This window comes from Buttiauxella brennerae ATCC 51605, assembly GCF_001654925.1.
Lineage (GTDB): Bacteria > Pseudomonadota > Gammaproteobacteria > Enterobacterales > Enterobacteriaceae > Buttiauxella > Buttiauxella brennerae.
Genome location: NZ_LXER01000017.1, coordinates 275,260 through 297,632 on the forward strand (window position 1 = coordinate 275,260; position 22,373 = coordinate 297,632).

A 22,373-nucleotide genomic window follows, 5' to 3' on the forward strand; every position below is an offset into this window, starting at 1 on the left:
GTCTGATAAACATCCAATTAGCGTGTTATTTTGATGTGGCTACTGGTACAGAAACCGAATTCGTTTACACTGCCGACTCAACGCATGTTGCAGGGATACTGATTATGTTGCGATATTTAAACCAATGCTCCCGCGGGCGCGGTGCCTGGCTTCTGCTGGCATTTACAGCTTTCGCCCTGGAAATGGTGGCATTGTGGTTCCAGCACGTGATGATGCTGAAGCCTTGTGTGATGTGTATTTATGAACGTTGTGCATTGTTTGGCATTATGGGTGCAGGGATTGTTGGTGCTATTGCACCGAAAACGCCACTGCGTTATGCCGGGATTGCATTGTGGATCTACAGCGCCGGGAAAGGCCTGCAGTTGGCATGGGAGCACACCATGCTGCAACTTCACCCCTCACCGTTTGTGACCTGTGATTTTGCCGCACGCTTCCCGAGCTGGTTACCGCTGGATAAGTGGTTGCCGCAGGTGTTTGTGGCAACCGGCGATTGTTCCGTGCGCCAGTGGGAATTTTTGTCACTGGATATGGTGCAGTGGTTAGTGGGGATTTTTGCAATCTTCCTGCTGATTGCCGTGCTGGTGTTGATTGCTCAGCCTTTCAAACCAAAACGCCGCGATCTGTTTGGCCGTTAATCCCCGGTTAAGAAAACAAAAAACCCGCCAAGGCGGGTTTTTTTATTATTAGTGGTCGCGACGATAAAGCGTCCACTGGTCTATTCGCTCGCCGCTCGGCAACAAACAATCGCCACGCTCACCCAGATCGGTTTTCACCGTTCTCAATTCACCGCCTTTATCTATGCAGTAAACTGACGCCGGGTTCGGCATGCCGATAACCTGCGGCGGTTTGGGTGCCACGGGTTCAGGCGATGAACAGCCGCTGAGAATGATCGCCCCAATCAGTAGTGTTATTTTTTTCATTATTCCTCCGTAATGGAGGCTGAATGTTAACAGTGCAGGAGTGGGGAAAGCAAAACCAGCGCAATACGCTCTTAGCGAGCAGCTACACTATATTGATGAATCGCACTCATCGGACGATGAAGAAGATGCATCCCTGATTTACAGAAGATACAAACAGCGCCATGGGGATTTGTTTCTCGGACATCGTAGGGGGAGGTGCGATACTGTGAACCGCCACAAGACGGACACTTAAATGTTAAATACTGGATAAAAACCTACTTTTATTTGTTATTGAAAGAACACCGTATCATAAAGATTTCGTTTTGTACGATTTATTTTTGCATTCTTTCATGTGACTGGTGGTTTAGTCTGCCCACTCAGGTTTGTTGAGTATAGGGTCCCGTTAAAAGCGGATGTGCGACGAAGCGAGATGGAAGTAGTCATATAGCAATGCATTAGCGCAAGACGAATCGACGCCTTAAGTGGTTTTGAGTTGTTTTGCGCTAATTTTTTGCCCCTTATATGCCCCATCACATCACCGGCACATCGTCGAACTCACCACTCCTGGCATCGTTCAGTGTCGGCGTCACCACGCCTAACCTGTTATAACTGTATAAATTAACAGTTAAATATTCCTAATATTTATCAAGTTACGGGGGCGAGAAGGCGCATTCATGTGTAAAATGACGTCGCTTGAAACATTTGGAGTCATTATGAAAAATATGCAGCTATACATTGGCGGCGTTAACGACATCACCTACCGTTACGATATTCAAAAGGCAGGCGATATCTTTAACGTTCGCATTTTCAGCGTTGTGAATCGTAAGCACACAGAGGCAGGAACCAAATCCATGCATCACATAACCGTGCAGGATGTGATTGATGAGTGCTTATCGCATTATCGAAGAAAAGCCCATAGCTTCAGATGCCTCTTGCGGTGGTTGCATATTATATAAGGCCTATTAGATTTATTGGGTCATTCTTATAAATTGGTGCGAAAAGCAAAGTGCACATATATCGCCATTAAACTTGTATAGCTAGATGAAAGTGAATGGCTATTGACATAAGTAAGAAAATAGACAATGCATAAATACAACTGTTTTGACACAGCAAGACTTTTTGCAGCATTGATGGTTCTTTATACGCATCATTTTTCACTATCTGGACTTCCTGAGCTATATGTACTCAATTTCGAAAGCCTTGGTGGAATAGCTGTAATAATATTTTTTAGTATTTCTGGATTTTTAATATCCAAGTCAGCTATGGCGAGCTCTGATTTTATTGAATTCATGTCTAAGCGACTTCGCAGGCTACTACCAGCATTATTGCCTTGCTCTATTTTCATGTATGTTATTATTGGTGGTTATGTAAATTTTGAAAACATTGATAACTATCTAGGCTGGAGTGTCATTCATAACATAGTGCAGACTATCACGCTTACCTCAGTTCTACATGACGGGATTACAGGCGAGTTTATTCATGGGGGGATTAATGGAAGTCTATGGACTCTCCCTCTAGAGTTCTTGTGCTACTTAATTGCGGGGTGTGTATTAATAACAAATAAAAACAGAAAATATTTCATTTGTGTATTCATGCTAACCATCATGGCATCCATTTGGTATAAAAACAACAGCCTGGTTATTTTTTCAATTCCTACTTGGCTATTCCCACTGCGTGGCATGGCATTTTTCCTTGGTGCCGTGCTAGCAATGAATGTTGATCTTTGGAATAACTTAAAAGTTAAATTGTTTGTAATGGCGACCTTGTCTTTATGCATGTACTCCTATCAAGGCAGTCCAGTTGAATACAATATTTTTGGGTATTTGTTACTTTCATTTTCCACAATAGCTATATGCTTATCCTTTAAGGACCCGCTGGTTAAAGGTAGGTTTGATTATTCTTATGGTATTTATATTTATGCTTTCCCTGTTCAACAGTTTGTAATAAATGTGATTGGGATGAAGTTTTACCAAGGAATGGCTGTAAGCTTTCTCGTAACAATTACTCTTGCAGCTGCTTCTTGGCATTTTTTGGAGAAAAGATTCCTTGTGAAAAAGGAGAAGGCCAAAGAGTAGGGGGGTGGATAAATACCCTTTAACCTTCTGTTACATAACGTTTTAGTTTTCGTTTATTTGAATGTTAGCTTTAACTGTATGTTACAGAATTCTTGTTACCATCCAGTTAAAAGAACAGGCAACTCCCGAACCGCCAGAGTTCCTGATGATGACTCTGAATGAGGTTGTGCTTAGGCTTGTCGTTTCAATGGTAACGTCTGCGTTAGCTGCATACGGGGTCGCCATCACTACAAAGGATCCTATATCGGTGCCCAGTTGACCTTCATTGTATACAACGGTGTACACGCCTGCAGCACTTGATGTGGCAGTGAAGTTTGCCGATGCTGTACCCATTGCTCCAGCTGCAGTTACCCTACCAGAGTAAACCATGCTTTGGGCCGCTGTACTTGCAGCGGTTAAGTCGTCATAAACACAACCAATAGGAATGACTTCGCAATTTGTCCCTTTAGTCCAGTAAGGGCGACTGGCAGAAGGTGTGTATCCTGCAGTGTTAGCAAATGCCGTACCTATAAGGATCACCTTAGTTGCGCCACCTGCAGATGATATTGATATATTAGTTTTTGTATATTCCGTTGGGCTGCCGCGGTTAAATAGACCTCCATTTATAATCACAGTAAGTGGCTTTGTAGAGCTAGTGTTTGTAATGCTTAAATCAGCGCCACCCTTGTTCAGTTCGAAATACGGGTTATTTAAGACAAGTGCAGGACAGGTGAAGTTGCCAGCCAAATTTACTATCATCCCTCCCGAGTTCATGTCAGACATGGAGCCATTACCCTCGCACGTCAATCCTGTGATGACATTTGAGGCCCCCCATCTCTCACCATATATTCCATATGCTGCATTATTACTGGCGGTTATACGTTCCATTGTTACGGCGTTCATATCACCTCCACTTACGCCATCTCCTATAATGCGAATTCCTATATTGTTATACTGCGAATAAATATCATGCATATTCGATGTGATAACATTCTGAATCCTGATACCTTCTCCATTTGTATGTGACAAGCATAGAATATCTGACAATTTGGTGTAGGCTTTACCTTGTATTAATAATCCATAAGAATTTGCTGTTCCATTCAATGTAAACCCACCCAAATAATCATAGGTGTGGACCCTTTGTGATGTATAAGTGTTGTCACCCTTCATCTGCATTGCAAATGTACTTAAATTACAGTTGAAGATAGTTTCAGCCATATTTTCGCCCTCATAGTGATTGCGAACCCCAGCTGCTCCTGGGAATTTGGCAGGGAATAATCCATAATCCATTACTAATGAGCTGGTGATATTGTATTCACCTTGTTTTATTTTTAAAGTCCCTCCATCAGCCCATTTAGTTAAGGGGTCTTGATACATCGTACCGTTAATATCATCCAGCTCAACCTGCACTGTATTTCCAGAGTCCGTTCCTATCATGCCTGCACCGCCATCAGCAGCCAATTGACTCCGTAAAACCGTATCACCAACATTCAGCCATTTCCCCGGGCCGACACCACCCGAGCTCGCAGGTGTTGAGTTAGGTGGCACCACTTTTGGCCCTGTAGCAAATGAGCCAGTCCATTTGTAATACGAGTTGTCATCGGGGTTGAACAGCGCTTCATTTGGCGTGGAGATGGTAGCGCCTGTGTCGAAGTCAACACCCGTTAAAGTGATATACCCGAAAGCGTTCATCACCTGCTGAGCTAAATAGTTAATGCCTTCAATCGTGTAATGCTTATTCCCGAATCGGTCTGTATAAGTCCATCCCATGGACGTAACGAACTCGTCAATTTTACCCGAGTTAAATTTCAGGTCTTGAGGCAATTCTGATGCAACCGGTTTCTGTGAAGGTGTAGTCGCCATAATTTTTCCATAAAAAAACCGGCGCATTGGCCGGGTTCGGAGTTGGATTTAAAGGTTGTTTATGAGTAAATCAGATCGCTATATTCGCGAACGGTTAACGCTGTGGTGCCGTCAGTTCCGGGAGTCTTGTCTGTTATCTCCCATTGCGTAGCATCCAGTTCCTCAGATGAGGCGATGAAGTAACGAGACGGTGACTGCACGTTCATGCCGTCATAGATGTTGAGCTCGATATTTGGGATAGCAGCGCTGAAGCCGAATGCTGTATCGGGCAAAGGTTGTGCCGGGTAGCGCGCTGTCGGCGTGCCGAGATAGTCCGTAACCACCACGAACATTGAGCCAGAAAAATTAATTCGCTCGCTTGTCTCGAAGACGTTACCGATACGCGAAACGATATATCCAGACTGCTGGTTGGTGTCGTAGGTATCAACAATCTGCACCATGTCGCCAACACCCACCCACTCCCCGTCTGCCAGCGCTGTTATGCTCATAGCCATTCGTGAGTAGATGAGGCGCTTGCACTCTCTGAGCGCCCTCTCGTTGGCCTGAAACGCATCTCGGACATACATCATCTCGAACTTCTTCGCCTTCACTGGCGCACCGGAGACGATTGCTCCGTTGCTTATGCGGTAGCGAATGAAGTCCTGCTTATTGGTTGACGGGTTGCGGTACTGCACCTCGACACCATCAAAACCACCCGGTAGCGTCATGTCATAGCTGAGCGAGTAGCCAGCCTCGACCGTGTTATTGCGGTTGAATACTGTGGCCGGAGTTATTCGCTTCTTGTCGCGAACAAACGACATTACGCCGTCATCCCAGAACGCCGTTACGCTGGCGGCATCGCAGATGGTTTGCAGGCGAGCGCCAAGTGACACATCTTCATCATCGAAGGTGTAATCGAAGCGACCAAGGCGCGGGTCTATGGCATCAATTTCAGCCTGAATCTGATACAGGCCGTAAAGGTCGATATTGCTCTCCGGCTGCCCACCCATCACTAACCAGGTATGCGCCACGGCATCAGCGAATCTGCGCGACGGGCGGAGCGTGTAATCAACCGACTGCGTAGTGAGTGAGTAGCTGATCGTGTATCGGTTGATCATCGCGTTGTATTTCAGCTCTCGCCCGGTTGAGTTCTCCGTTGCGCGAACCTTGATGATGGCGGTAGTGTCATTCGCGTGGCTGACGTTAGTCCTGATGTTTACCGCGTGAACTTCCTCGACTTCCAGTTTGCTTGCATCGCTGGAGTTATCCGTTCGGTGGAATGAAAGCGAATAACGTCCTCGCCCGGCCGCAGGCGTTATCTTGTCAGTGCGGTAAAACGTCTCGCTGGTAGAGTCATGAGGCGTTGTCTGTCGGTATGTGAATGTTTGAGTGGTACCAGGTATCTGATTGTTCTCAGCATCAACTTTCCATATCTGCAGTTGCCAGTTGGTTTCGCTATTCCCACCAAGGCCAGAACTGGTATGTACCCAGAGCTGATCTGAATCGATTGGTGAGAAGAATGGGCCCACAATCAGCGCCGCGTTGTCATTAAGAATGAACTTCGTGGTGTTAATGGTTGCTGTCGTTATGTACGAGGCACTGGAACCATTGATGCTGTCGAAGGTGAAGGTGTAATAAAACGTCGGAGAAACCACCGCACCATCGTCGGTCTGCACTGCACTGATCAGGTTGGCAAACAGCGTCACATCTTCCGTCTTGGTGCCGCCTGGTACCGGATAGGTAATGTTGAGAACGAATGAAACGGCATGCGGAAATGTCAGCCCCATGAAGTAGTCGAATTCAGCCTGCTTCACGATTTTCACTGCTATCTGGCCGCCAGCATAGTTGCCGCTAATCATCGTCGTTGCGGTGGCCGTCTCGATAGGTACGCCAGTATCCTCGTTCTTGCCCGGCACTTCCTGCCCGTCCACATCGTCGAACTCATACCCTTCGTATACTGTCGCAATCACATCACCTGGCTGGTAAATGGTGTACGACGCGCCAGCCATTGAGCCAACGTTAGTTTCCGAGTAGCGCACCTGACTGATGTCATATTTACCCAGGCCAAAATTCATGAACTGAGTGACTTCTTTCTTGTTGTTCACGTACTCGAATATGGCCTGCTGAATCAGGTCAGGATAGGCGCGGATCAGGCCGTAGTTATCAGGTCTGGCCTCGCCATTACGGGCAATGTTCGTCTGCCCCTTGAGACTGTTATTCGGTGATGTCTTGCTTTGCCCTGCAGCGCCGCCAGCGTTGGGCTGCTGCATGAAAGAACCCATCACTTTCTGCGTAAATTTTATCGGATTGAAATGCTCGAGGGGATTGAGCAGGGTTTTGGCAAGGCCGCCGTTCTTGGGCTGGTCAAAGATGATGATTCGGTCATCGGCGTTAATGGTGAAATCGACATCGTCATCATCCTGCAGCTCTCGGCCATTAATGATGGCCCGCACATCAGAATGCACACCCGCCGTTTCAATCCACTCGCTGAACTTCGTCCCCGCTAATACTTCCATCCGTTGCTTCGGCAGCCCCGGCACTCTCTGAATTTCGATTACCGGCATACGAATAGATCTCCGTCCTGGTGAATAATTTCTGGATAGTTCTTATCTGGTCAGAGCGGACACAGCCATTCTCTCCGCGGCTATGTAGCGCCCTTCCATCGACAATCAGCCCCACATGCACCGGCTGCGCGCCGTAGTAAGCAATGAAGATATCGCCGTCGCTGAAGTGCTCAGCCCGCTGCCAGTAAACAACCTCACTCTCAAAGCACGTCATGAAATCCTCACCCGCTTCGTAGTCGGGCGAGTGATGCAGCTCAATACCGAGAACGTGCCGGTAATAGAGAATGACTAGGCCCCAGCAGTCGATCGCGTCAAAAGTGCAGGCGCGATTACGCCAGGGCATGCCAATAACCCTTTCAAGGAATTCAGCTTTAAGCATTTTGTAGCCCCTGGAATTCTTCGACGTTATAGAGCATAGCGATGTTGGCATTTAGCGGGTTCTTGATGGTTAGCGACACGGTGACGTCATTGGCATCCAGACTGGTATCGCTGACAAACAGCGTCCATGCTTTGATCGGGGTATTCAGGTCGGCAGCATCAAAGCGCGTACGAGTAAACTGGATGGGAGTGATGCGGCCATACCCCTTCCACTCTTTAAGCTTCTGCTTGAAATCAGATGCCATGCGGCTAAATTTAACGCCCGCAGCAATAACAGGTGTTGAGCTCTGTTGGCTATCTGATATGTCCATTCGGCATGGTTGATAAACATTCCCACCAAGTGTCTTGGGGAATATCTGATCGTTAACGAAGCGAATATATCCGAAGGTCGGGCTGTAGATGGTGATTGTGTCGAACATGGTTCGTCTTGGCCTTCGGCTTCTGTACTCCCTTAGAGTGGTCATTATGGAGCCCTCGGCAAAGACTCTGGGTCACGGTTATCTGGATACCCGGTAACGACAATATCGAGGAAGCTGGCCCATGGTGGCGGCAACTCAACAACAATGTCGTCGTAGTCATCGTCGGAGTTTTTCAACTGTTTGCAGATAACATCACCTGACCAGGTGAAAACTGATCCTGACTGGTTCCATGTTGGGTAAGCAGTAAAGTGAAGTTCCTGCATCTCTGGTTCACCATATGCCCCCGAACCGATACCCACTGGCATCAGGAACCACTGATTGCAGTTGTCCAGATAGTTAGGGCTGCGCAACCACTGCATGAATGCCCGGTGCTGCGCCATGGTGAATACCCATGTCAGCGAGAATCCGGTTTTCAGGTCATCGGTGAGTTTCTGGAATATCGGCGCGCCAACTTGCGGAAGGTCAGTGCGAAAGCCTGTATCTGGCTTTGGTGTTTTCGACTTCTGGGCCAGCGGGAGCCAGTCCGGGTAGGGTATTGGCATGATCACTCCGTTGCTCTTGGTGTTGCACTGGTATTGCGGGTAACTGCCTGTCGCATTGGTCCCCCCTGATCCATATCAGCAATGAACGCCTGAACTGTGACCGTGTTTCCATTTTGCGTTGCTTGTGCATCAAAGCTATGACTATTTGACGAGTAATCATTGAACTGAATGGAGACTTGTATTTGCCCGCCACTACCGCTCTGCATATCCTTGTTGCTGATGACCTTACCGTTATCACCTGGGATCATGAATTGCTTCCCGCTGCTGGCCTGGTAAATTTCAGGCATTCCGCCCTCACCTACCTGGTACATTGAGCCAGCCGACACCGGGCCGCCATTCTTGCGTTTGCCTGCAATTGAACTGGAAAGCGCCATTGCTGCTATTACTGCGCCAATACCAATTGCTGCTGCGCCACCGAATGAACCGATAGAGGCCACGATTGCCGCTGGCGTCCATGCTACGGTTGTTGCAGCAGCGGATGATACGCTTGCTGCCGTGGTGGTTGCGGTTCCTGCAACTGCCGCTGATGTTGTGGCCGCCGTTGCCGCTACTTGCGCGGCGCTACCGGTAATAGCGGATTTAACCCACTCAACACCCATCTGAACGAAGCCATTAATCAGGCTGTTCAGTGCATTACTGGCGAGAGAGCTCATGGCCTCCTCAGCGGTCATGCTCTGGGTAATGATGCCCGTGAATGCATTCGAAGCATTACCAGCCAGTGACTCAAACCCGGCTGCAAGAATCTGATTCGACTGACTCTGGTTTTTGAATATCTCCCATTGCGCCGCAATACGTTGCTGCTCGTAAACAGTATCGAGAGCGTTGCGCTGGGCTAGAGCATTCTGGTGGGTAATTACTCCCTGCTGCTCGAATTGCTGAATTAATGCGAGCTGTTGAGCGTGCTGATTTGCCAGCGCCTGAACCGGGTCAACACTGCCCGCTGCTTCCTGCATTGGTGAAACGGCCTGGTCTGCGCGGATTTTGGCAAGCGCAGCCACATGCGTCTGCTCAAGGCGTTCAGATGTGGAGTTATATTGCTCCTGGCTGATTTTCTTGGCGGCAAGAGCTGTATTCAGATCCTGAATATCTTGCTTATAAGTTGCATTCTCTTTAGCGTCAGGGAGAAGCTTCTCGGCGGCGGCCTGAGCGCGGATGGCATTAGCCGTATCCCATTTAGCTGCAGCGTATTGCCCAGCCAGCGCGATATCTTGCGGCGTTGCGCCTGTGCCGAGTGATTGCTGCGCGTTAAGGATCGACTGTTCGCGGCTTAGTTGCTTTGTTGAGTCGGCGACCAGCTCTGACTGCTGTTTCAGATTGGCAAGTTTTTGCGCTACGGACTCGGCATTATTGCCTGCCTTTTTGGTTTCAGATGCTGATTCCTGAGTCGCCTTTTTCCTTGCTTCCTCTGCTTTTTGCAGATCGTAGTTAGTTCCGGCTAACTCCTTGGCCTGAGCAATCTGGTTGGGGTTATCAGTTACTTTTGCTGCTTCAATGCCAGCTTTTGTAACAGCACGCAGCCGCTCATCCTGAATAGATAGAAGCTCGTTCTGATCTTCCAGGTCTGTTATGTACTTGCTGCCCTTGGCAGTCGCTGGCGACACCTGCAAAGAGGTTGGCTTAAAGTTCTGGCCTGCCTGATTTGCCCGGTTAATTTCATCAGCGGTATTCCCGAATGCCTTCGCTACCGCATCCTGAACGCCTTCCAGTACAGTTCCTTTCTGGATAAGGCCGTCATGAATCCCCATCGAGGAGAGCATGTTGTTGTTCAGTGTTATCTGGGCATCATCACGCGCTTTGGTGGTGTTGGTGAGTTTGGATTCGACTGACTCCAGATCGCGTTGCTTCTGCGCTATCTGGTCGGTAAGGTTAGCGGCCTTCTGTAACAGGCCATTACCCTGCTCGATGGTCGTGCCGTACTTCTTCCCGGCTGTCTCGGCTTCATTTCGCTCAGCGGTAAGCGCAGCAATCTCATTTTTCAGATCGCTGACAACATCCTTCTGCCCTTTGATTGCCGCATTTGCATCGGCAATAGAACCACGCAGCGACGTGTTGCTCATAGCCGACATGGATGCGTTTAACTTGTCCAGGCCATCAGCAAACGCCAGTGACTCTTGTTTGGCTTGCTGTGCTTTCTGCCAGAAATAATACACGGCAGCGGCAGCTATCATCGCCACGCCTGCGGGGCCGCCAATAAGCCCCAATGCGCCGCGAAGTAGCGCCGTGCTTGCACTTGCCGCCCTCGTTGCAATGGCTGACGCTTCTTGCGATGCGATATATCTGCCGTTTGCTGCTGTGGCAACCCCGGTTGCGTCTGCGGTTGTTAATCGCGCCGCTGATACCTGAGCCTCTGCTGCCTTAACGGCATTAGAGCGCGCCTGCTCGGCTGCCATTTCCGTTGATGCCAGTTTCGCATTCAGAACGGCAGATGCTTGTTGCAACTGTGCCATTCGCGTTGCGGTGGCAATTCGGCCTTGTGTGCTGATCTGCGCTTTTAGTCGCTGCGTCTCGAGTGCTTTTTCTGACTCAATCAGAGCGATATTGGTGCGGATTGAAGCCGCTTCGGCTGTCGCAAGCTTGACCTCTTCAACTTCAGACGCCGCGGTAGCCTTGATGACATTAAGACGCGCCTGAGCAAGATTGAGCGCCGATACTGCCGCCGACTTATCAGCCTGGGCGATGCGTAATTTTGCCGAAGCCTCGGCTTCTGCCATCGCCGCCGACTCTGCTGATGCTTTTGCGCTGGCAATAGAGGCGATTGTATTTTTAACTTGCGCAGCGGTCGCCATTGACAGCGCGCCAGCAAAACGTGAACCCATTAGCAAGCCAAGACCAACGAAAGCCCCAGCAAGAACATCAAGGTTCTGGCTCAACGTTACGATGGTGCTATTAAAGCCGTTGTATGCTGATTTTATGGTGGACGATTCACCAACGAATTTCGTGACGTTGTTTGTGGCCACGGCGAATGCCTGGCCCATTGTCATTGTGGTATTGGCAAATTCTTTAGCGATCTGATCGCCCTGAGAGAGCAGCCCTTTCACGACAACATCGGTGGTTAGCTGTCCTTGCGCCGCCATTGCGCGGAGCTGGCCCACTGTTACACCAAGAGACTCAGCCAAGCCAACCGCCAGGCGGCTGCCGTTCTCTGAAATTGAGTTAAATTCTTCGCCGCGCAACACGCCCGAAGCCAGCGCCTGAGACAACTGAACCATTGTGGAACTTGCTTCTGCGGCGGTGGCGCCAGAGACAGCGAGTCCTTTGTTAATGGTTTCAGTCAGCTTAACCAGGTCTGCCGTGCTGGTTCCCGCGCTGCGGGTGGCTCTTTCGAGTCGCGCATACAGCGTGGCGGTTGCTTCAAGGCTGCTTCTGGTCTTCTGTGATATATCAAAAACACGCTGAGTAACATCTGCCAGTTCTTCACTCGGGCGAATGGCGTTAGCTAGTTTGTTGTTTACCGTCACCCATGCATCAGCATACTGAGCAACCTGCTGAACGGAGAGTGCGGCAGTTAATGCAGCAGCGACTTTGGTTAGTGATGAGAAAGACCGCTCGGCACTGTGTACGCTTCGCTCAGTGTTGTTGATACTCCGGGTGGAAGCATCAAAGCCGCGATTCATTCCGCTCAGGCTATCAGAAACCTGTTTCTGCCCACGCAGAAAGCCAGCAAGATCCATATCCACTTCATAAACGATGCTTCCAGCGTTCTGATTGGCAGCCATTCATTTTCTCCGGTCGTAAAAAAACCAGCCGGAGCTGGTTAGTGTTGTTGTGCTGCCATTGCCCTTCGGCGAGCTTGCTGAGCAAGGAAGTCATCGGTGACACTGTCATATTCTTCTTTTGTGAAGCCTTTCTGGTCTGGGTATTTTGCAGCAAGAAGCAGGGTAAATTCGGTCATTGTCAGATCGGCGGCATCATCACGATTCATTCCGAAATGGTTACGCGCTGCAATGATGTAATCGATAGCTTTAAACTCCGTCGAGTACTCGTTTGTTTCATGTCGCTGAAGCTTGCGAATCTTCGCTTTGCCAACAACGCCATGCTGCATCAGATGTTGAGCGAGCACGATAATATCTTCTTTGGGTAATGCGCCAGGGCGGTACACAACGCAATTACTCCAGCCCTTCCACTCACCGATTAGCGGAGTTAAATCATCATGTCCTTTGTAGCAGCAGCGCAAAACATGCATGGAGGCGGTGAGTAACTTTTCGCCCGGCATCTGGAATAGCGCATTTAGCATATTCTGAGGCAATGAGGTCGGCAGTTGGGAAACCTTGTCGATAATCTTCTGAATATCAGCGCCGTGAATCGTTGAAAACATGCTGACAATTTCTTCCGGTGCTCCGACTGCTGCCATCGCCTCGAAAGACGGCTTGAAGAAGTAATCCTTCCCATCTTCCCTGGCTTCTGAGAGACGCATTTCGCCAATATCCGTTAACGGTTTCATATGAGTTCCTTGAATGCCATTTTCGGGGCCACCGATAGATAGCCCCTGAAATGACTATCAGGTAATAGTCACGGTATGGATTGCTGCAAAGTTTCCATCTTCGGTATTCACGACAATTTGCGCGGATCCTGATGCCACGCGATTTACCGTTACAACATTACCAGCTTTGGTGGCAGTTGCTTTCGCCGGGTCAGTGCTGGAAACAGTAAATTCTTTATTTGTCGCGCCAGTCGGAGCCACAGTAACTGTAAATGTACTGGTTCCAGCCGCCGCGCCAGTACTGGTTGCAGGAGTCAACGTTACCCCTGTCACCGCCACCACATTGTTCTCGGAAACTTCTACCGTACTTGCATCGGCAACCTTGAACTCAGTAGAGAAAGTTACGATGTCGTTTGTGCCGCCATCTGAGCTAAGGGCGTTGATGATCATGTAACCAATAAAGGTTACCGGGCCAAAGCTCATACGCACCCAAAGAGATGGCTGGCGCGCAGCTTTGATTTCATCGGTGAAATACTTGATGAACTTGCCAACGCCGTACTGATCTAGCTTGTCCTGCTTGCGAACTTCGCCTTCGAAACTAAGGGTAAAGTCAGCATTGGTGACGATATTCTCAACGAAGCCCTGCGTATCATCGGCCTCACTTGTTACTGAGTTTGGTGACATATCAAAAGACTTTGAGGTCCCAGCGGCCAGCGCTTGCCATTCACTCTCAAGTGGTACTGTGTCAGCGCAACCATCGGCAACCTCAAGCACAATAGCCCGGCCGAATAGTTTGCTGTTGTCGGTTTGGCAGATAGCCATAAACGTCATTCCTCTTTCTTTAGGCAATAAAAAACCCGCACTATGCGGGTCTGTTTGTTAAACCATCGCTATCTGCCATGGTTTTCGTGATATCCGTACTTAATTTCAGCAAGTTTCCTGGCTGATAAGGCATCCTCTAGTGTTTGATATTGACCTAGGTTCACCTTTTTTACGCCGTCACTAATGAATGCGTAATATTTACCATTATCTTTTCGCTTATGAACCCCAACGAAGCCACTGGTATTGTTGTTATATTTTTTCGCATTCCGGGTATTTTCTTCGTTGCTTACGATGCGTAGGTTTTCAATCCTATTATCAGATCTTTCACCGTTAATATGGTCAACGAACCCATTAGGTTGAACCCCATGGTGTATCGCCCACACAAGGCGATGGACAATGTATACTTTACCCATCAACCTGGTGAGGAGGTATTTCCGATCGTTTAGGGAGCCAACATTTTTACCCGCATTGTCACGATTGAAGTTAACGTAAGCTGCTTTGCTTTTGAAGTGATGTTCTGGCCTATGCTTCCACAGCATAACGCCGGATTCTGCTTCATATAAAAAGCATTCACGCAAAAATTCAATGGGTAATTCTTTATTCTTATCAATTTCCATTACAACCTCGTCAAAGTTGCTCGTCGTTTGATGGGTGTGGCAACCCGGCGACGAAACCGGGCTTTCGGGGATCAGCCTAGCCACTGGTTAATTATACAGATTATTCCCCGTATAAACACGCAAAGAGTAGGCTGTAAACCACTCGACCCTCAGCGGAAAGCATTGGCCTTGGAAAGCCACCCACATTTTCGATATGACCGATGCAGTCATTAGGCATTGGGTTATCCTGGACAAATGAAAGTATGAGGTTAGCAATTTCATCAGCCACAGAATCACTATCCTTGGGACCAATAACATCAACCTTGACCATGTATTCAGAGCCAAGATCCTTTCTAATTGCCGAACCACCTGAAGGGCTAAACACTACGAATGCCGCCTTTGGTTGCTTGGTGTCCCTCCAGTATCTTGGTTGAGTAATTACGGTTGCTGGCAAGACCTGAGTTACCATCATGTCTCGCACCCTTTCGTACATTAAAGGTGTCATAGCGACATTTCCTGAATGATTGCCTTCCTTACCTCGTTTTCACTGTCTTTGGCAGGCCAGTACAGGAATTTAGGATTCCCATTCGGCCCCCAGATAACACCGCGAGAGCCTGGCGTTTCTCCGCGACCAACGGGACGGTCTGTTTGGGTGTTCAGGTATTTCCCAGGAGCTTCGTGGACAGCAGCGGCATAAGCAACTGAGTAGCCAACCCTCCCGAGAACCACCCCCCCCTTTGCCTCCACCTCACGGAATTGAGAGTTAACAAGGGTGGAAGTATCGCGTGGCACTTCTTTGGCAGAAGCAGCGCCAATGATGAACAGTGCAGAGTAAATTGCTCTTACCGACTTCTTGCTTTGAATGTTGTCGATGAGTTTATTGAGGTTCTGCTGAGCTTCTCGAATCCCCCTGACTTTAGCCACCATAGTTACACCCCGGTAATTATCGCGTAATCATCTGCAATTCTGTCGAACGTATCGGCATAGCGAATGACTTGCATGATTTCATCAGCTCCGGCGTTTAATGGGTCTGGGTCAACACTGGTTCCGATGAGAATGTAATCGCCTGTGGTGGCGTCAGCGTACTCGCTCCAAATCGTGTTCTTAGCGACTATCTCAGCGCCGATGCTGCCAATGCGCTTGCTTAGACTACCTTCGTAGTCGCATAGAATCGCGACCGGTGCCGAGTATCCGAGGTTGTCACCGCTTTCGCTGTAACCAAGCGTTTTCCAGAATGTGGCCGCCGCTGTATAACTCCAATTAGCTGCTGCTGACATCAACCCTCCCTCCAACTAACCACTACCGCGCCCGTAGCGCGAATGGTCACGCAGTTGATAACCCACTCACCGTTAGATTTCAGATAGCCGGTTGTTTCCCGGCCGGTATCCGTTTTCACCCATACTCGAGCGAATGGCTTCGGCAGGCTTTCGTTTATGGGCTTCCACATCAGCAGTCACCCACAACCATAAACAGCCCCACCGAGTTACCCACGCTAATCGGCAACTCGCCAGTGCATCCGCTGGTATCCAGTTGAGCCAGTGAATCACGCAGCCAGACAGTGCCGTCCTCGCCGTAATCAAACGAGCGTGACGCGCCAGAAGGTGCGCCCTGCGATTTGATGCGACGAGCACCGGATGATGTCGCCATGAGAGCCGCCGCATACATCAGGATGAGCTTTGACGTGCAATCGTCATAGCCAGCACCTTCGAGACACGGAATGATTTTGTTTACCAGGCAGAGAATAGGAGTCAGCAGAGCATCAGGAATGGCATACCCAAGCTCAGCGAGGAAGCCTTTTACATCATCTGCCGTGATTGGGTCAGCCATGGTTATTTCACCTTCTTCTTGAGCTCGGCGATCTGGTTTTGCGCTTCAGTCAGGTCAGCTTGCAGTTTCTGATTGTCATCCGTCAGTTCTGAAACCTTCCCGGTCGCTTCAGTCAGGTCAGCTTGCAGCTTTCCCAACTCATCAGGAGTAGCCACCTCAAAGGTGCGTGCTGCCAATGGCTTCGCTTTACCAGCTAACCACAGTGGAAGCTTCTCACCTTCGTAGATGTCGCCTTTCTTCAGATCGTGGCTATCGTGAGTCAGTAGCCACTGTTGTTTTTTATCAGTCATATATATTCCTGTCAGGTTGCCAGAATGCCAGCGGTGCGAAGTTTTGCGAGCAGGCCATTGAAGTCCTGTTGCGTTGGGGCGGCTGCCGCATCGGTAACTGCGGTTTGCTGCAATACGCCACCACGCTCTGTTGCAGTAGGGATTTTATTGCCAGCCATTGCGGTAGCTCCGGTGGTGCCGATAGCTACAGCGCCAATGGCTGTGCGAGCGGCGGCGGCATCAGCAGCGGTAAGCACTGATTTGCCAACGGTAGTGGCGTCGGTGATTTGGTCGCTCGTTACAGTGCCACTGCCACCGGCTGGCTCAGTGAACTGACCTCGCTCATCGAGATATTTCTTAGCCATCATTTGCCTCATTACGGGGCCGAAGCCCCATCGGTTAGGATTTGGTGGTCTGCACGTAGCCAGCCTGGCCAGTTGCGTCGAATTTCAGTTCGACAGCAGCAGCGGCAATGACGGTGAACACGTAATCATCTTCAGGGTTCTGGCGAACCTTCGGACGAACGGTCATCGGCATGCCATTCAGCACCTGAACAACATCAGGACGCTTGCACACGCCGAGGATTTCGTTAGCTGGCACTTTTGATGCAGGGATGATTGCGGCAATGCCTGGGATTTCCATCAGAGCAGCAAGGATCTTCTTCGGATACGTCGCCACATACTCAGTTGAGGATGCGTAGAACCAGTCTGAGTAATTCAGATAGATGGTTACTGGCGAGTAGAAGTTCTTGGCATGCAGGGCAGCGATGGTTTTCTTAATCGCATCAGTCCACGCGGCGCCATCGGCACCATTCAGATCGACACCATGCGTTGCGGTGGCACGATTAGGTGCATTACGCAGGCCCGTGAGCGTAGCGCCACCAACGTTGATATTTGCGTCACCATTCAGTGCGATATCTTCCAGCTTCTCAGCCACTTTGCGCATGTGGTTGTAGCGCGCTGCGGAGTCCAGAGAATAACCTTCGCTCTGCGCGGCTAACATCTGGCGCCAGCCGAAAGAGAACTCGCTGTCGATGATCGGCAGTGGCGTACCGTGGTAATCGATGACCGGCGCGTCATTTTTGGCTTTTCCGCGACCATCCAGGCTGATATTCACATCACCAGAGTCGGATACCGTCTGGAAGTAGTGAATAAGTTTGCCGAGGTTCATCGGGCGGCTGTTAGTTGCTGCGAGGTCAGAGAACACCGCCAGCACATCTTTCTGCACCAAAATGGCATCACGATCCCACTCACCCCAAACATCTTTAGGCAGAGTTGAGGCGTTACCAGCCAGCGCATTACCAGCCATCACAGCGCCAGCCACTTCGCTTAAATCGAAGCCATTCATCTGCGCCATGCGGCGATGCTGAGCATCCCAGTTTCGGCGCGAATTGAGGATGAACGCCTGTTGTTCTTTCGTAAAACGTAACATTGATTATTCCTTATGCTTTGGCGTATGGAGTAGAGAGGATCACCACATCGCCGAAACCTTCAGCAGCCAATGTGCGACCTGCTTTTTCGTCGAAGGTAGCAATAACCTGGTTGCCAGTTGCGGCAGCCTTGAACACACCGCCAGCACCAATAGTGATTTCCTGACCAACGGTGTAAGCCGCAGCCGCCAGGCGAACGTTGTATTCCTGCTCGCCTTCAACGCGATAGGCCACGCCAGTTTCGTTTGCTGCGTATGCGGTATCGATGGTCTGACCGGAGAAGCGACGGTTGCCGAGAATTAACCAGCGGCCTGTTGCGTCGGTTGATGCAGCCAACTTTCCAGAGGCAATCTTGACGGCGATGCCTGGTGTTGACGCAGCTGTTACTGGCAGGTTGATGGTTTCCGGTTCACGCTCTACCGGCCCACGATAAATGACGTTAGCCACCATTATTTGTTCTCCTCAATTGCGGCGTTCATGTCGTAGTCTTTCCAGGTGTCGCTTTCAGCGTTAGCCTGGAATTGACTGTTCAGGCCAATGCTTGTCTGGCACTGAGCGAACATGTCATTCAGTGCGTCGCCAGTCAGCGAGTTGATCGCCGATTCAGTCATGAACGGGAACTTCGCTTTCACAGCCTGACGTTTTTCACCAAGCTCTTTGTTGGCATTACTCTGCAACTGCTCTTGCAAAGGTTTCACTGCAGCGTTTACGGCGGTAGTGATCATGTCCTGCAATTGCTGATTGGTTGCAGGTTCGGCTTTCACTTTGGGCTTGCCGGTTGCCGGGTCGATTTCCTCATCGCCTGCAGCGGGTTTCTTCGCTTGTTGGTTGAAGGCATCCCAGACCTGATCGTCGGTCAGCCCGTCGGTTTTAACGCCAGCGGCATTGAGCGCGGCGATCATCTTTTCTTTCATCGGGTTTAATTCTCCGTTAGTAATGACTTCGTACTCAGTTGGTTTGCGCACGACTTCAACCGCATCTCCGACAAGCGTTACTTCGCTGTCATCAATGAGGTATTTCTGCTGGAAGAGTTTTGCCCCTTCCTCGTAAATGAATTTGTCAGGCCAGACGCTGACGATGTAACGCCAGATATCGCTGCCTTGTGGCGCGCGAATGGCATCGCAGAGCATTCGGTGGACTTCATCGAATGAAGCGCCTGAGTTGTGGAAGAGATAGAACTTGGCCTTATTGAAAAGGCCATCTTTCATGCTGTTCGCGGCATCGATCAGGTTCACCGACTCAACATCGCTGCTGGTTCCGTCTGCGTTAACAAACATCCCCACGCCTTCATCTGGCGTACCGGCTCCAGGCTCATCAAGCAGAATGGCTACGTGGTCAAATTGCATGTTGTGGGCGATATGCGTGTGCTTTTTGCCCTTCGACTCGCCTGACTTCTGCTCTTTGTTCAGCAGCAGGCCGGTTGATACGTGAATTGGCTCGGCGTTATTACCGGCGATCATGTCATCAAGGCGCTGAATCAGGCGCTTGCCGCCTGGCTTTGAATCAGCAACGGACTTGTTAACGTAAACGTCCATCACGACTTTATCGCCAGCCTTACTGACGTTCTGAGCCCAGGCACCTACGTGATATTCATTCACCGCGCGCGGGTCGTTAGCGCTGACGTAATTGCCGTCTACTTTCGGATGAGACAGAGGCATAAGCTTCCGTTCCATCGTTGCGTAGCTGTTGTTAATCTCCTCAGCCGGGTACAAAACGCTGTTCATCACAATGTCATCGACGATCGGAACCGCACCACGAATGACGTAGTGTTCCTGCCCGTTGATAGTGGTCGTTGAGATGTTTGAAGCGTTGATGGCCAAGGATTTCACATGAATGCTCGACAGCTTCATGCTGAGTCCTCATTGGTGGATTTCAGGCAATAAAAAAGGCCGCTATTTGCGACCTGTGTAGATTAAGTTGATGGTTTCCAATCCTCTCGCTCTTTAGCGAGTTTTTCAGATAGCCCTTCGTTGTAGAGATTGCCGTCATCATCAAGCAGGCAAGGGACATTGGCGCAGAAGCAATTGTATGAGTTGCCACCCTGAGAGTAGAAGTCTGCAACCTCTTCCGTTGAGTACGTTTTGCCATGCCTTGCCCGGTGCCACGCCCTTGTTGTCGGCTTTAAAGCTGATAACCAGAGAATTGCCGTGTTCAGACCAAGCCGATCCTTTGCCCAATCCGTTTCATTGCGCTGCGCCTGCCTTAAGGCACCAACTTGCTCTGACTGGGCGATGGTTTTTGCTTTGGACATCGATACATCTAATCGCTTACTAATGATGGATGCGGTTTCTCTCGGGTTAACACCTCTGCCAATCGAATCAGCAATCACATTAGCCAGGTCAACACGGGCAGCATCGCTTATGCCCTTCCAGTCGCTGTACGTGGACACGAAAGCCGATGCGACCTGATTCTGGTATGCCGGGGTGCTTAAAAGCTGCTGTAGCGTCGTTTGGCTGGCGTAGATTGGTGACTGCACCGAAAGGTTTGTGAAAGCGTTCAGTGTGCCGCGCTGATATTCCTCGGCGACGTAATCAAACGCCCACAGGTTCTGGCTGCCACCCTCGAGCAAGTGGTCATCCAGTATCGTCTGCACCACCTGCAACAGGTCGGCTAACTGCACCGCTGTCATGTCGTAGATAAACGTGCCAGCGTTCACCTGGTAGAGCGTGTCAGGCTGATTACCATTGCGAGCAAGGATATAACCGTACATCGAATTACTGGCCCGTTCGCGCCCGGTTAAACGCATATCGAATAACTGCTTCAGCGCGACCTTGATGTCGTAGTAGCGCTGCTCGATGTCTCGGTACATCCGGTTTACTGCGCGGTAGGATTGAGTCGGGTCAGCTTTGTTGCGCGGTATTATCGGGCTGCCGGGTTTCGGTTGGTTGTTCAATTGGCTTACCTGTCAGCGGGTCGATGTTCTTCGCCGATTCATCAGCGCCCTTTGGCTTCTCTGCCTCTGGCAATGGGTCATAACCGCCAACTTCGCGGATCTCATCCTCAGTGAATGCCGGAGTTCCGTAAGCTGATTGGGTGTCCTTCGCAACCGTCGCCATGTCTTTCATGTTGGCAATCTTCTCTTTCTCACCCGGAGCCAGAAGATCAGCCCATGAGACTGTAACCTCTTCGCCCGCTGGCGGCTCGATGATGCCAATTTGCCAGAAGCGGGTTAGTAGCTCAGTGATGCGGTCAGTGAGGAAGCCATTGCGACGACCGTTACGGCGAATCGCCCAATCTGTTTTGTCCTCATCACTCGCCAGGCGTCCGGTCTGCTGACCAAACAGGATAGTGAATGGCATCTGAACCGATGCGGCCAGTTCGTTTGCGGTGACTGTCCATGTTGGCGCGGGGTCGCCTGGGGTTACTGACAGAACATTCAGACGCCCTGCCTGCATCACTGCTGCTGCGTCAGTGCCACGGTTAAGCCGAGTGAACTTGTCATTCATCGCCTCGCCAAGGTCTGCATATCCAGCTTTCTTAGCCTGAGCATCAAGGGTTCCGATGTCGGTTTCCTTGTCGAACTCAGCGGCCATTTGTCGGCTGGCATTCTTCAGGAACCCTTCGGCACCGCCACCTGAGATTTTTTCGAGGTCGAGCAGCTTGTTATATCCAGACTCAAGCAGCGGGATACCAGACAGTGCACTCTCATCCTCCGCGCCTTCACAGAAGATGATCACCCGACTCGGATGCACAGGCTCACCGCGCGTTGGGCCAACAAATTTGTTATCACCGACAGGCATCTCGTTGAAGTTGAACATTTTAGGCTGTCCAAAATCATCAGATAACCGGTCATTCTCCCACTCGGCGACGGTCAACTGTTGTTCCCATACCGGAATGAGCTTAACCAGGGCTTTATCTTTCAGGCTTTTTACGAGCGCCGTGTTAATCGGCTTGTCCCATGTCTGATTGTCCCGAACCTGAATCAAAAGTGCAGAGTAGCGACCAACCATATTTCGGCGGTCAGCATCCTTCACCTTTGCCCAGTGTTTTTTCATCAGCCTGGTGACATTTTTTTCCCATGCCGTTGTCTCGCGGGCCTCGTTTGCCTCTTCACCTTCAACGATAACCGGCAAGTCCTGCCAGCAACCATCAAGCAGGCGATGCACAACTGCAAAGCCAGCGGCATTGCGGCGGTAAATCCGGTAGAAGTCATTGAACTCTATCTGCTGCGGGTAACCGAACTCCTGATAAAGCATTGGCCGCTTGGTGTTACCAGACATTCCGGTAATGGCCTGAATGTAGCTGTTTCGCCGCATTTCGGTGGCGAGGCTATTCACAGCCATTTCCAGGCTGTTGTTTTGTTCGCTCACGG

At 50.0% G+C, this 22,373-nt stretch carries 24 protein-coding genes; 2 read left to right on the forward strand and 22 right to left on the reverse strand.

Going from position 1 to position 22,373, the window contains the following annotated elements; all coding sequences use genetic code 11:
• Nucleotides 1-104: 104 nt before the first annotated feature.
• Nucleotides 105-635: a disulfide bond formation protein DsbB gene (gene dsbB, locus M975_RS09350; RefSeq protein WP_064558946.1), complete on the forward strand. Its 531-nt coding sequence runs from the start codon at nt 105-107 to the stop codon at nt 633-635.
• Nucleotides 636-683: 48 nt separating this feature from the next.
• On the opposite strand, the gene M975_RS09355 is transcribed toward dsbB, so the two are convergent.
• The gene (locus tag M975_RS09355) at nt 684-920 is read right to left on the reverse strand and encodes a putative hemolysin (protein WP_064558947.1); all 237 of its coding nucleotides are present in this window, start codon (nt 918-920) and stop codon (nt 684-686) included.
• A gap of 71 nt (nt 921-991) precedes the next feature.
• Nucleotides 992-1,168 (reverse strand): cold shock small protein YmcF, encoded by a 177-nt coding sequence (ymcF, locus tag M975_RS23370; protein WP_134183199.1) that lies wholly within the window; start codon nt 1,166-1,168, stop codon nt 992-994.
• 813 nt (nt 1,169-1,981) lie between these two features.
• On the opposite strand from ymcF, the gene M975_RS09365 reads away from it, so the two are divergent.
• Nucleotides 1,982-2,974 (forward strand): acyltransferase family protein, encoded by a 993-nt coding sequence (locus M975_RS09365; RefSeq protein ID WP_064558948.1) that lies wholly within the window; start codon nt 1,982-1,984, stop codon nt 2,972-2,974.
• Nucleotides 2,975-3,055: 81 nt separating this feature from the next.
• Here M975_RS09365 and M975_RS23100 read toward each other — a convergent pair whose 3' ends face one another.
• From M975_RS23100 to M975_RS09470, 20 genes are all read right to left on the reverse strand, one after another.
• Nucleotides 3,056-4,816: a tail fiber/spike domain-containing protein gene (locus M975_RS23100; protein WP_167350534.1), complete on the reverse strand. Its 1,761-nt coding sequence runs from the start codon at nt 4,814-4,816 to the stop codon at nt 3,056-3,058.
• Nucleotides 4,817-4,875: 59 nt separating this feature from the next.
• Nucleotides 4,876-7,359, reverse strand: coding sequence for a host specificity factor TipJ family phage tail protein (locus M975_RS09375; protein ID WP_064558949.1), 2,484 nt, complete (start codon nt 7,357-7,359; stop codon nt 4,876-4,878).
• Nucleotides 7,271-7,738, reverse strand: a complete 468-nt coding sequence (locus M975_RS09380; RefSeq protein ID WP_064558950.1) for an NlpC/P60 family protein — start codon at nt 7,736-7,738, stop codon at nt 7,271-7,273. Before M975_RS09380 ends, M975_RS09375 begins: the two co-directional genes overlap by 89 nt.
• Complete coding sequence (locus M975_RS09385; protein ID WP_425339000.1) at nt 7,731-8,156, reverse strand: hypothetical protein; 426 nt, start codon at nt 8,154-8,156, stop codon at nt 7,731-7,733. Before M975_RS09385 ends, M975_RS09380 begins: the two co-directional genes overlap by 8 nt.
• Before the next feature lie 44 nt (nt 8,157-8,200).
• Nucleotides 8,201-8,698, reverse strand: coding sequence for a chorismate mutase family protein (locus M975_RS09390; protein WP_064558952.1), 498 nt, complete (start codon nt 8,696-8,698; stop codon nt 8,201-8,203).
• 2 nt (nt 8,699-8,700) lie between these two features.
• Nucleotides 8,701-12,414, reverse strand: a complete 3,714-nt coding sequence (locus M975_RS09395; RefSeq protein ID WP_064558953.1) for a tape measure protein — start codon at nt 12,412-12,414, stop codon at nt 8,701-8,703.
• A gap of 38 nt (nt 12,415-12,452) precedes the next feature.
• Nucleotides 12,453-13,139: a DUF6246 family protein gene (locus tag M975_RS09400; RefSeq protein WP_064558954.1), complete on the reverse strand. Its 687-nt coding sequence runs from the start codon at nt 13,137-13,139 to the stop codon at nt 12,453-12,455.
• 57 nt (nt 13,140-13,196) lie between these two features.
• Nucleotides 13,197-13,940, reverse strand: coding sequence for an Ig-like domain-containing protein (locus M975_RS09405; RefSeq protein WP_064558955.1), 744 nt, complete (start codon nt 13,938-13,940; stop codon nt 13,197-13,199).
• A gap of 68 nt (nt 13,941-14,008) precedes the next feature.
• Nucleotides 14,009-14,557: an HNH endonuclease gene (locus M975_RS09410; RefSeq protein ID WP_064558956.1), complete on the reverse strand. Its 549-nt coding sequence runs from the start codon at nt 14,555-14,557 to the stop codon at nt 14,009-14,011.
• Nucleotides 14,558-14,657: 100 nt separating this feature from the next.
• On the reverse strand, nt 14,658-15,041 hold the full coding sequence (locus tag M975_RS09415) for a phage tail termination protein (RefSeq protein ID WP_064558957.1): 384 nt from the start codon (nt 15,039-15,041) through the stop codon (nt 14,658-14,660).
• Entirely contained in the window at nt 15,038-15,463 is a 426-nt protein-coding gene (locus M975_RS09420) for a hypothetical protein (RefSeq protein WP_064558958.1), read from the reverse strand. Before M975_RS09420 ends, M975_RS09415 begins: the two co-directional genes overlap by 4 nt.
• Nucleotides 15,464-15,465: 2 nt before the next feature.
• A complete protein-coding gene (locus tag M975_RS09425; protein WP_064558959.1) occupies nt 15,466-15,813 on the reverse strand; it encodes a hypothetical protein in 348 nt (115 codons plus the stop codon).
• Nucleotides 15,814-15,982: 169 nt separating this feature from the next.
• Nucleotides 15,983-16,363, reverse strand: coding sequence for a DUF7370 family protein (locus M975_RS09435; protein ID WP_064558961.1), 381 nt, complete (start codon nt 16,361-16,363; stop codon nt 15,983-15,985).
• A 2-nt stretch (nt 16,364-16,365) separates the two neighbouring features.
• Entirely contained in the window at nt 16,366-16,653 is a 288-nt protein-coding gene (locus tag M975_RS09440; RefSeq protein ID WP_064558962.1) for a hypothetical protein, read from the reverse strand.
• Nucleotides 16,654-16,664: 11 nt separating this feature from the next.
• Nucleotides 16,665-16,997, reverse strand: coding sequence for a hypothetical protein (locus M975_RS09445; protein ID WP_064558963.1), 333 nt, complete (start codon nt 16,995-16,997; stop codon nt 16,665-16,667).
• Between the two features lie 34 nt (nt 16,998-17,031).
• Complete coding sequence (locus tag M975_RS09450; RefSeq protein WP_064558964.1) at nt 17,032-18,063, reverse strand: major capsid protein; 1,032 nt, start codon at nt 18,061-18,063, stop codon at nt 17,032-17,034.
• Between the two features lie 10 nt (nt 18,064-18,073).
• Nucleotides 18,074-18,511: a hypothetical protein gene (locus M975_RS09455; protein WP_245164383.1), complete on the reverse strand. Its 438-nt coding sequence runs from the start codon at nt 18,509-18,511 to the stop codon at nt 18,074-18,076.
• The gene (locus M975_RS09460; RefSeq protein WP_064558965.1) at nt 18,511-19,911 is read right to left on the reverse strand and encodes a DUF2213 domain-containing protein; all 1,401 of its coding nucleotides are present in this window, start codon (nt 19,909-19,911) and stop codon (nt 18,511-18,513) included. Before M975_RS09460 ends, M975_RS09455 begins: the two co-directional genes overlap by 1 nt.
• Before the next feature lie 62 nt (nt 19,912-19,973).
• Complete coding sequence (locus M975_RS09465) at nt 19,974-20,870, reverse strand: phage minor head protein (RefSeq protein ID WP_064558966.1); 897 nt, start codon at nt 20,868-20,870, stop codon at nt 19,974-19,976.
• Nucleotides 20,871-20,901: 31 nt separating this feature from the next.
• A complete protein-coding gene (locus tag M975_RS09470) occupies nt 20,902-22,371 on the reverse strand; it encodes a DUF1073 domain-containing protein (protein ID WP_064558967.1) in 1,470 nt (489 codons plus the stop codon).
• Nucleotides 22,372-22,373: the final 2 nt, after the last annotated feature.

Excerpts from the sequence above, each read along its gene's own strand:
- dsbB (WP_064558946.1), top strand. The coding sequence starts at position 105 with ATGTTGCGATATTTAAACCAATGCTCCCGCGGGCGCGGTGCCTGGCTT.
- M975_RS09355 (WP_064558947.1), bottom strand. The coding sequence starts at position 920 with ATGAAAAAAATAACACTACTGATTGGGGCGATCATTCTCAGCGGCTGT.
- M975_RS09365 (WP_064558948.1), top strand. The coding sequence starts at position 1,982 with ATGCATAAATACAACTGTTTTGACACAGCAAGACTTTTTGCAGCATTG.
- M975_RS23100 (WP_167350534.1), bottom strand. The coding sequence starts at position 4,816 with ATGGCGACTACACCTTCACAGAAACCGGTTGCATCAGAATTGCCTCAA.
- M975_RS09375 (WP_064558949.1), bottom strand. The coding sequence starts at position 7,359 with ATGCCGGTAATCGAAATTCAGAGAGTGCCGGGGCTGCCGAAGCAACGG.
- M975_RS09380 (WP_064558950.1), bottom strand. The coding sequence starts at position 7,738 with ATGCTTAAAGCTGAATTCCTTGAAAGGGTTATTGGCATGCCCTGGCGT.
- M975_RS09385 (WP_425339000.1), bottom strand. The coding sequence starts at position 8,156 with ATGTTCGACACAATCACCATCTACAGCCCGACCTTCGGATATATTCGC.
- M975_RS09390 (WP_064558952.1), bottom strand. The coding sequence starts at position 8,698 with ATGCCAATACCCTACCCGGACTGGCTCCCGCTGGCCCAGAAGTCGAAA.
- M975_RS09395 (WP_064558953.1), bottom strand. The coding sequence starts at position 12,414 with ATGGCTGCCAATCAGAACGCTGGAAGCATCGTTTATGAAGTGGATATG.
- M975_RS09400 (WP_064558954.1), bottom strand. The coding sequence starts at position 13,139 with ATGAAACCGTTAACGGATATTGGCGAAATGCGTCTCTCAGAAGCCAGG.
- M975_RS09405 (WP_064558955.1), bottom strand. The coding sequence starts at position 13,940 with ATGGCTATCTGCCAAACCGACAACAGCAAACTATTCGGCCGGGCTATT.
- M975_RS09410 (WP_064558956.1), bottom strand. The coding sequence starts at position 14,557 with ATGGAAATTGATAAGAATAAAGAATTACCCATTGAATTTTTGCGTGAA.
- M975_RS09415 (WP_064558957.1), bottom strand. The coding sequence starts at position 15,041 with ATGACACCTTTAATGTACGAAAGGGTGCGAGACATGATGGTAACTCAG.
- M975_RS09420 (WP_064558958.1), bottom strand. The coding sequence starts at position 15,463 with ATGGTGGCTAAAGTCAGGGGGATTCGAGAAGCTCAGCAGAACCTCAAT.
- M975_RS09425 (WP_064558959.1), bottom strand. The coding sequence starts at position 15,813 with ATGTCAGCAGCAGCTAATTGGAGTTATACAGCGGCGGCCACATTCTGG.
- M975_RS09435 (WP_064558961.1), bottom strand. The coding sequence starts at position 16,363 with ATGGCTGACCCAATCACGGCAGATGATGTAAAAGGCTTCCTCGCTGAG.
- M975_RS09440 (WP_064558962.1), bottom strand. The coding sequence starts at position 16,653 with ATGACTGATAAAAAACAACAGTGGCTACTGACTCACGATAGCCACGAT.
- M975_RS09445 (WP_064558963.1), bottom strand. The coding sequence starts at position 16,997 with ATGGCTAAGAAATATCTCGATGAGCGAGGTCAGTTCACTGAGCCAGCC.
- M975_RS09450 (WP_064558964.1), bottom strand. The coding sequence starts at position 18,063 with ATGTTACGTTTTACGAAAGAACAACAGGCGTTCATCCTCAATTCGCGC.
- M975_RS09455 (WP_245164383.1), bottom strand. The coding sequence starts at position 18,511 with ATGGTGGCTAACGTCATTTATCGTGGGCCGGTAGAGCGTGAACCGGAA.
- M975_RS09460 (WP_064558965.1), bottom strand. The coding sequence starts at position 19,911 with ATGAAGCTGTCGAGCATTCATGTGAAATCCTTGGCCATCAACGCTTCA.
- M975_RS09465 (WP_064558966.1), bottom strand. The coding sequence starts at position 20,870 with ATGTACCGAGACATCGAGCAGCGCTACTACGACATCAAGGTCGCGCTG.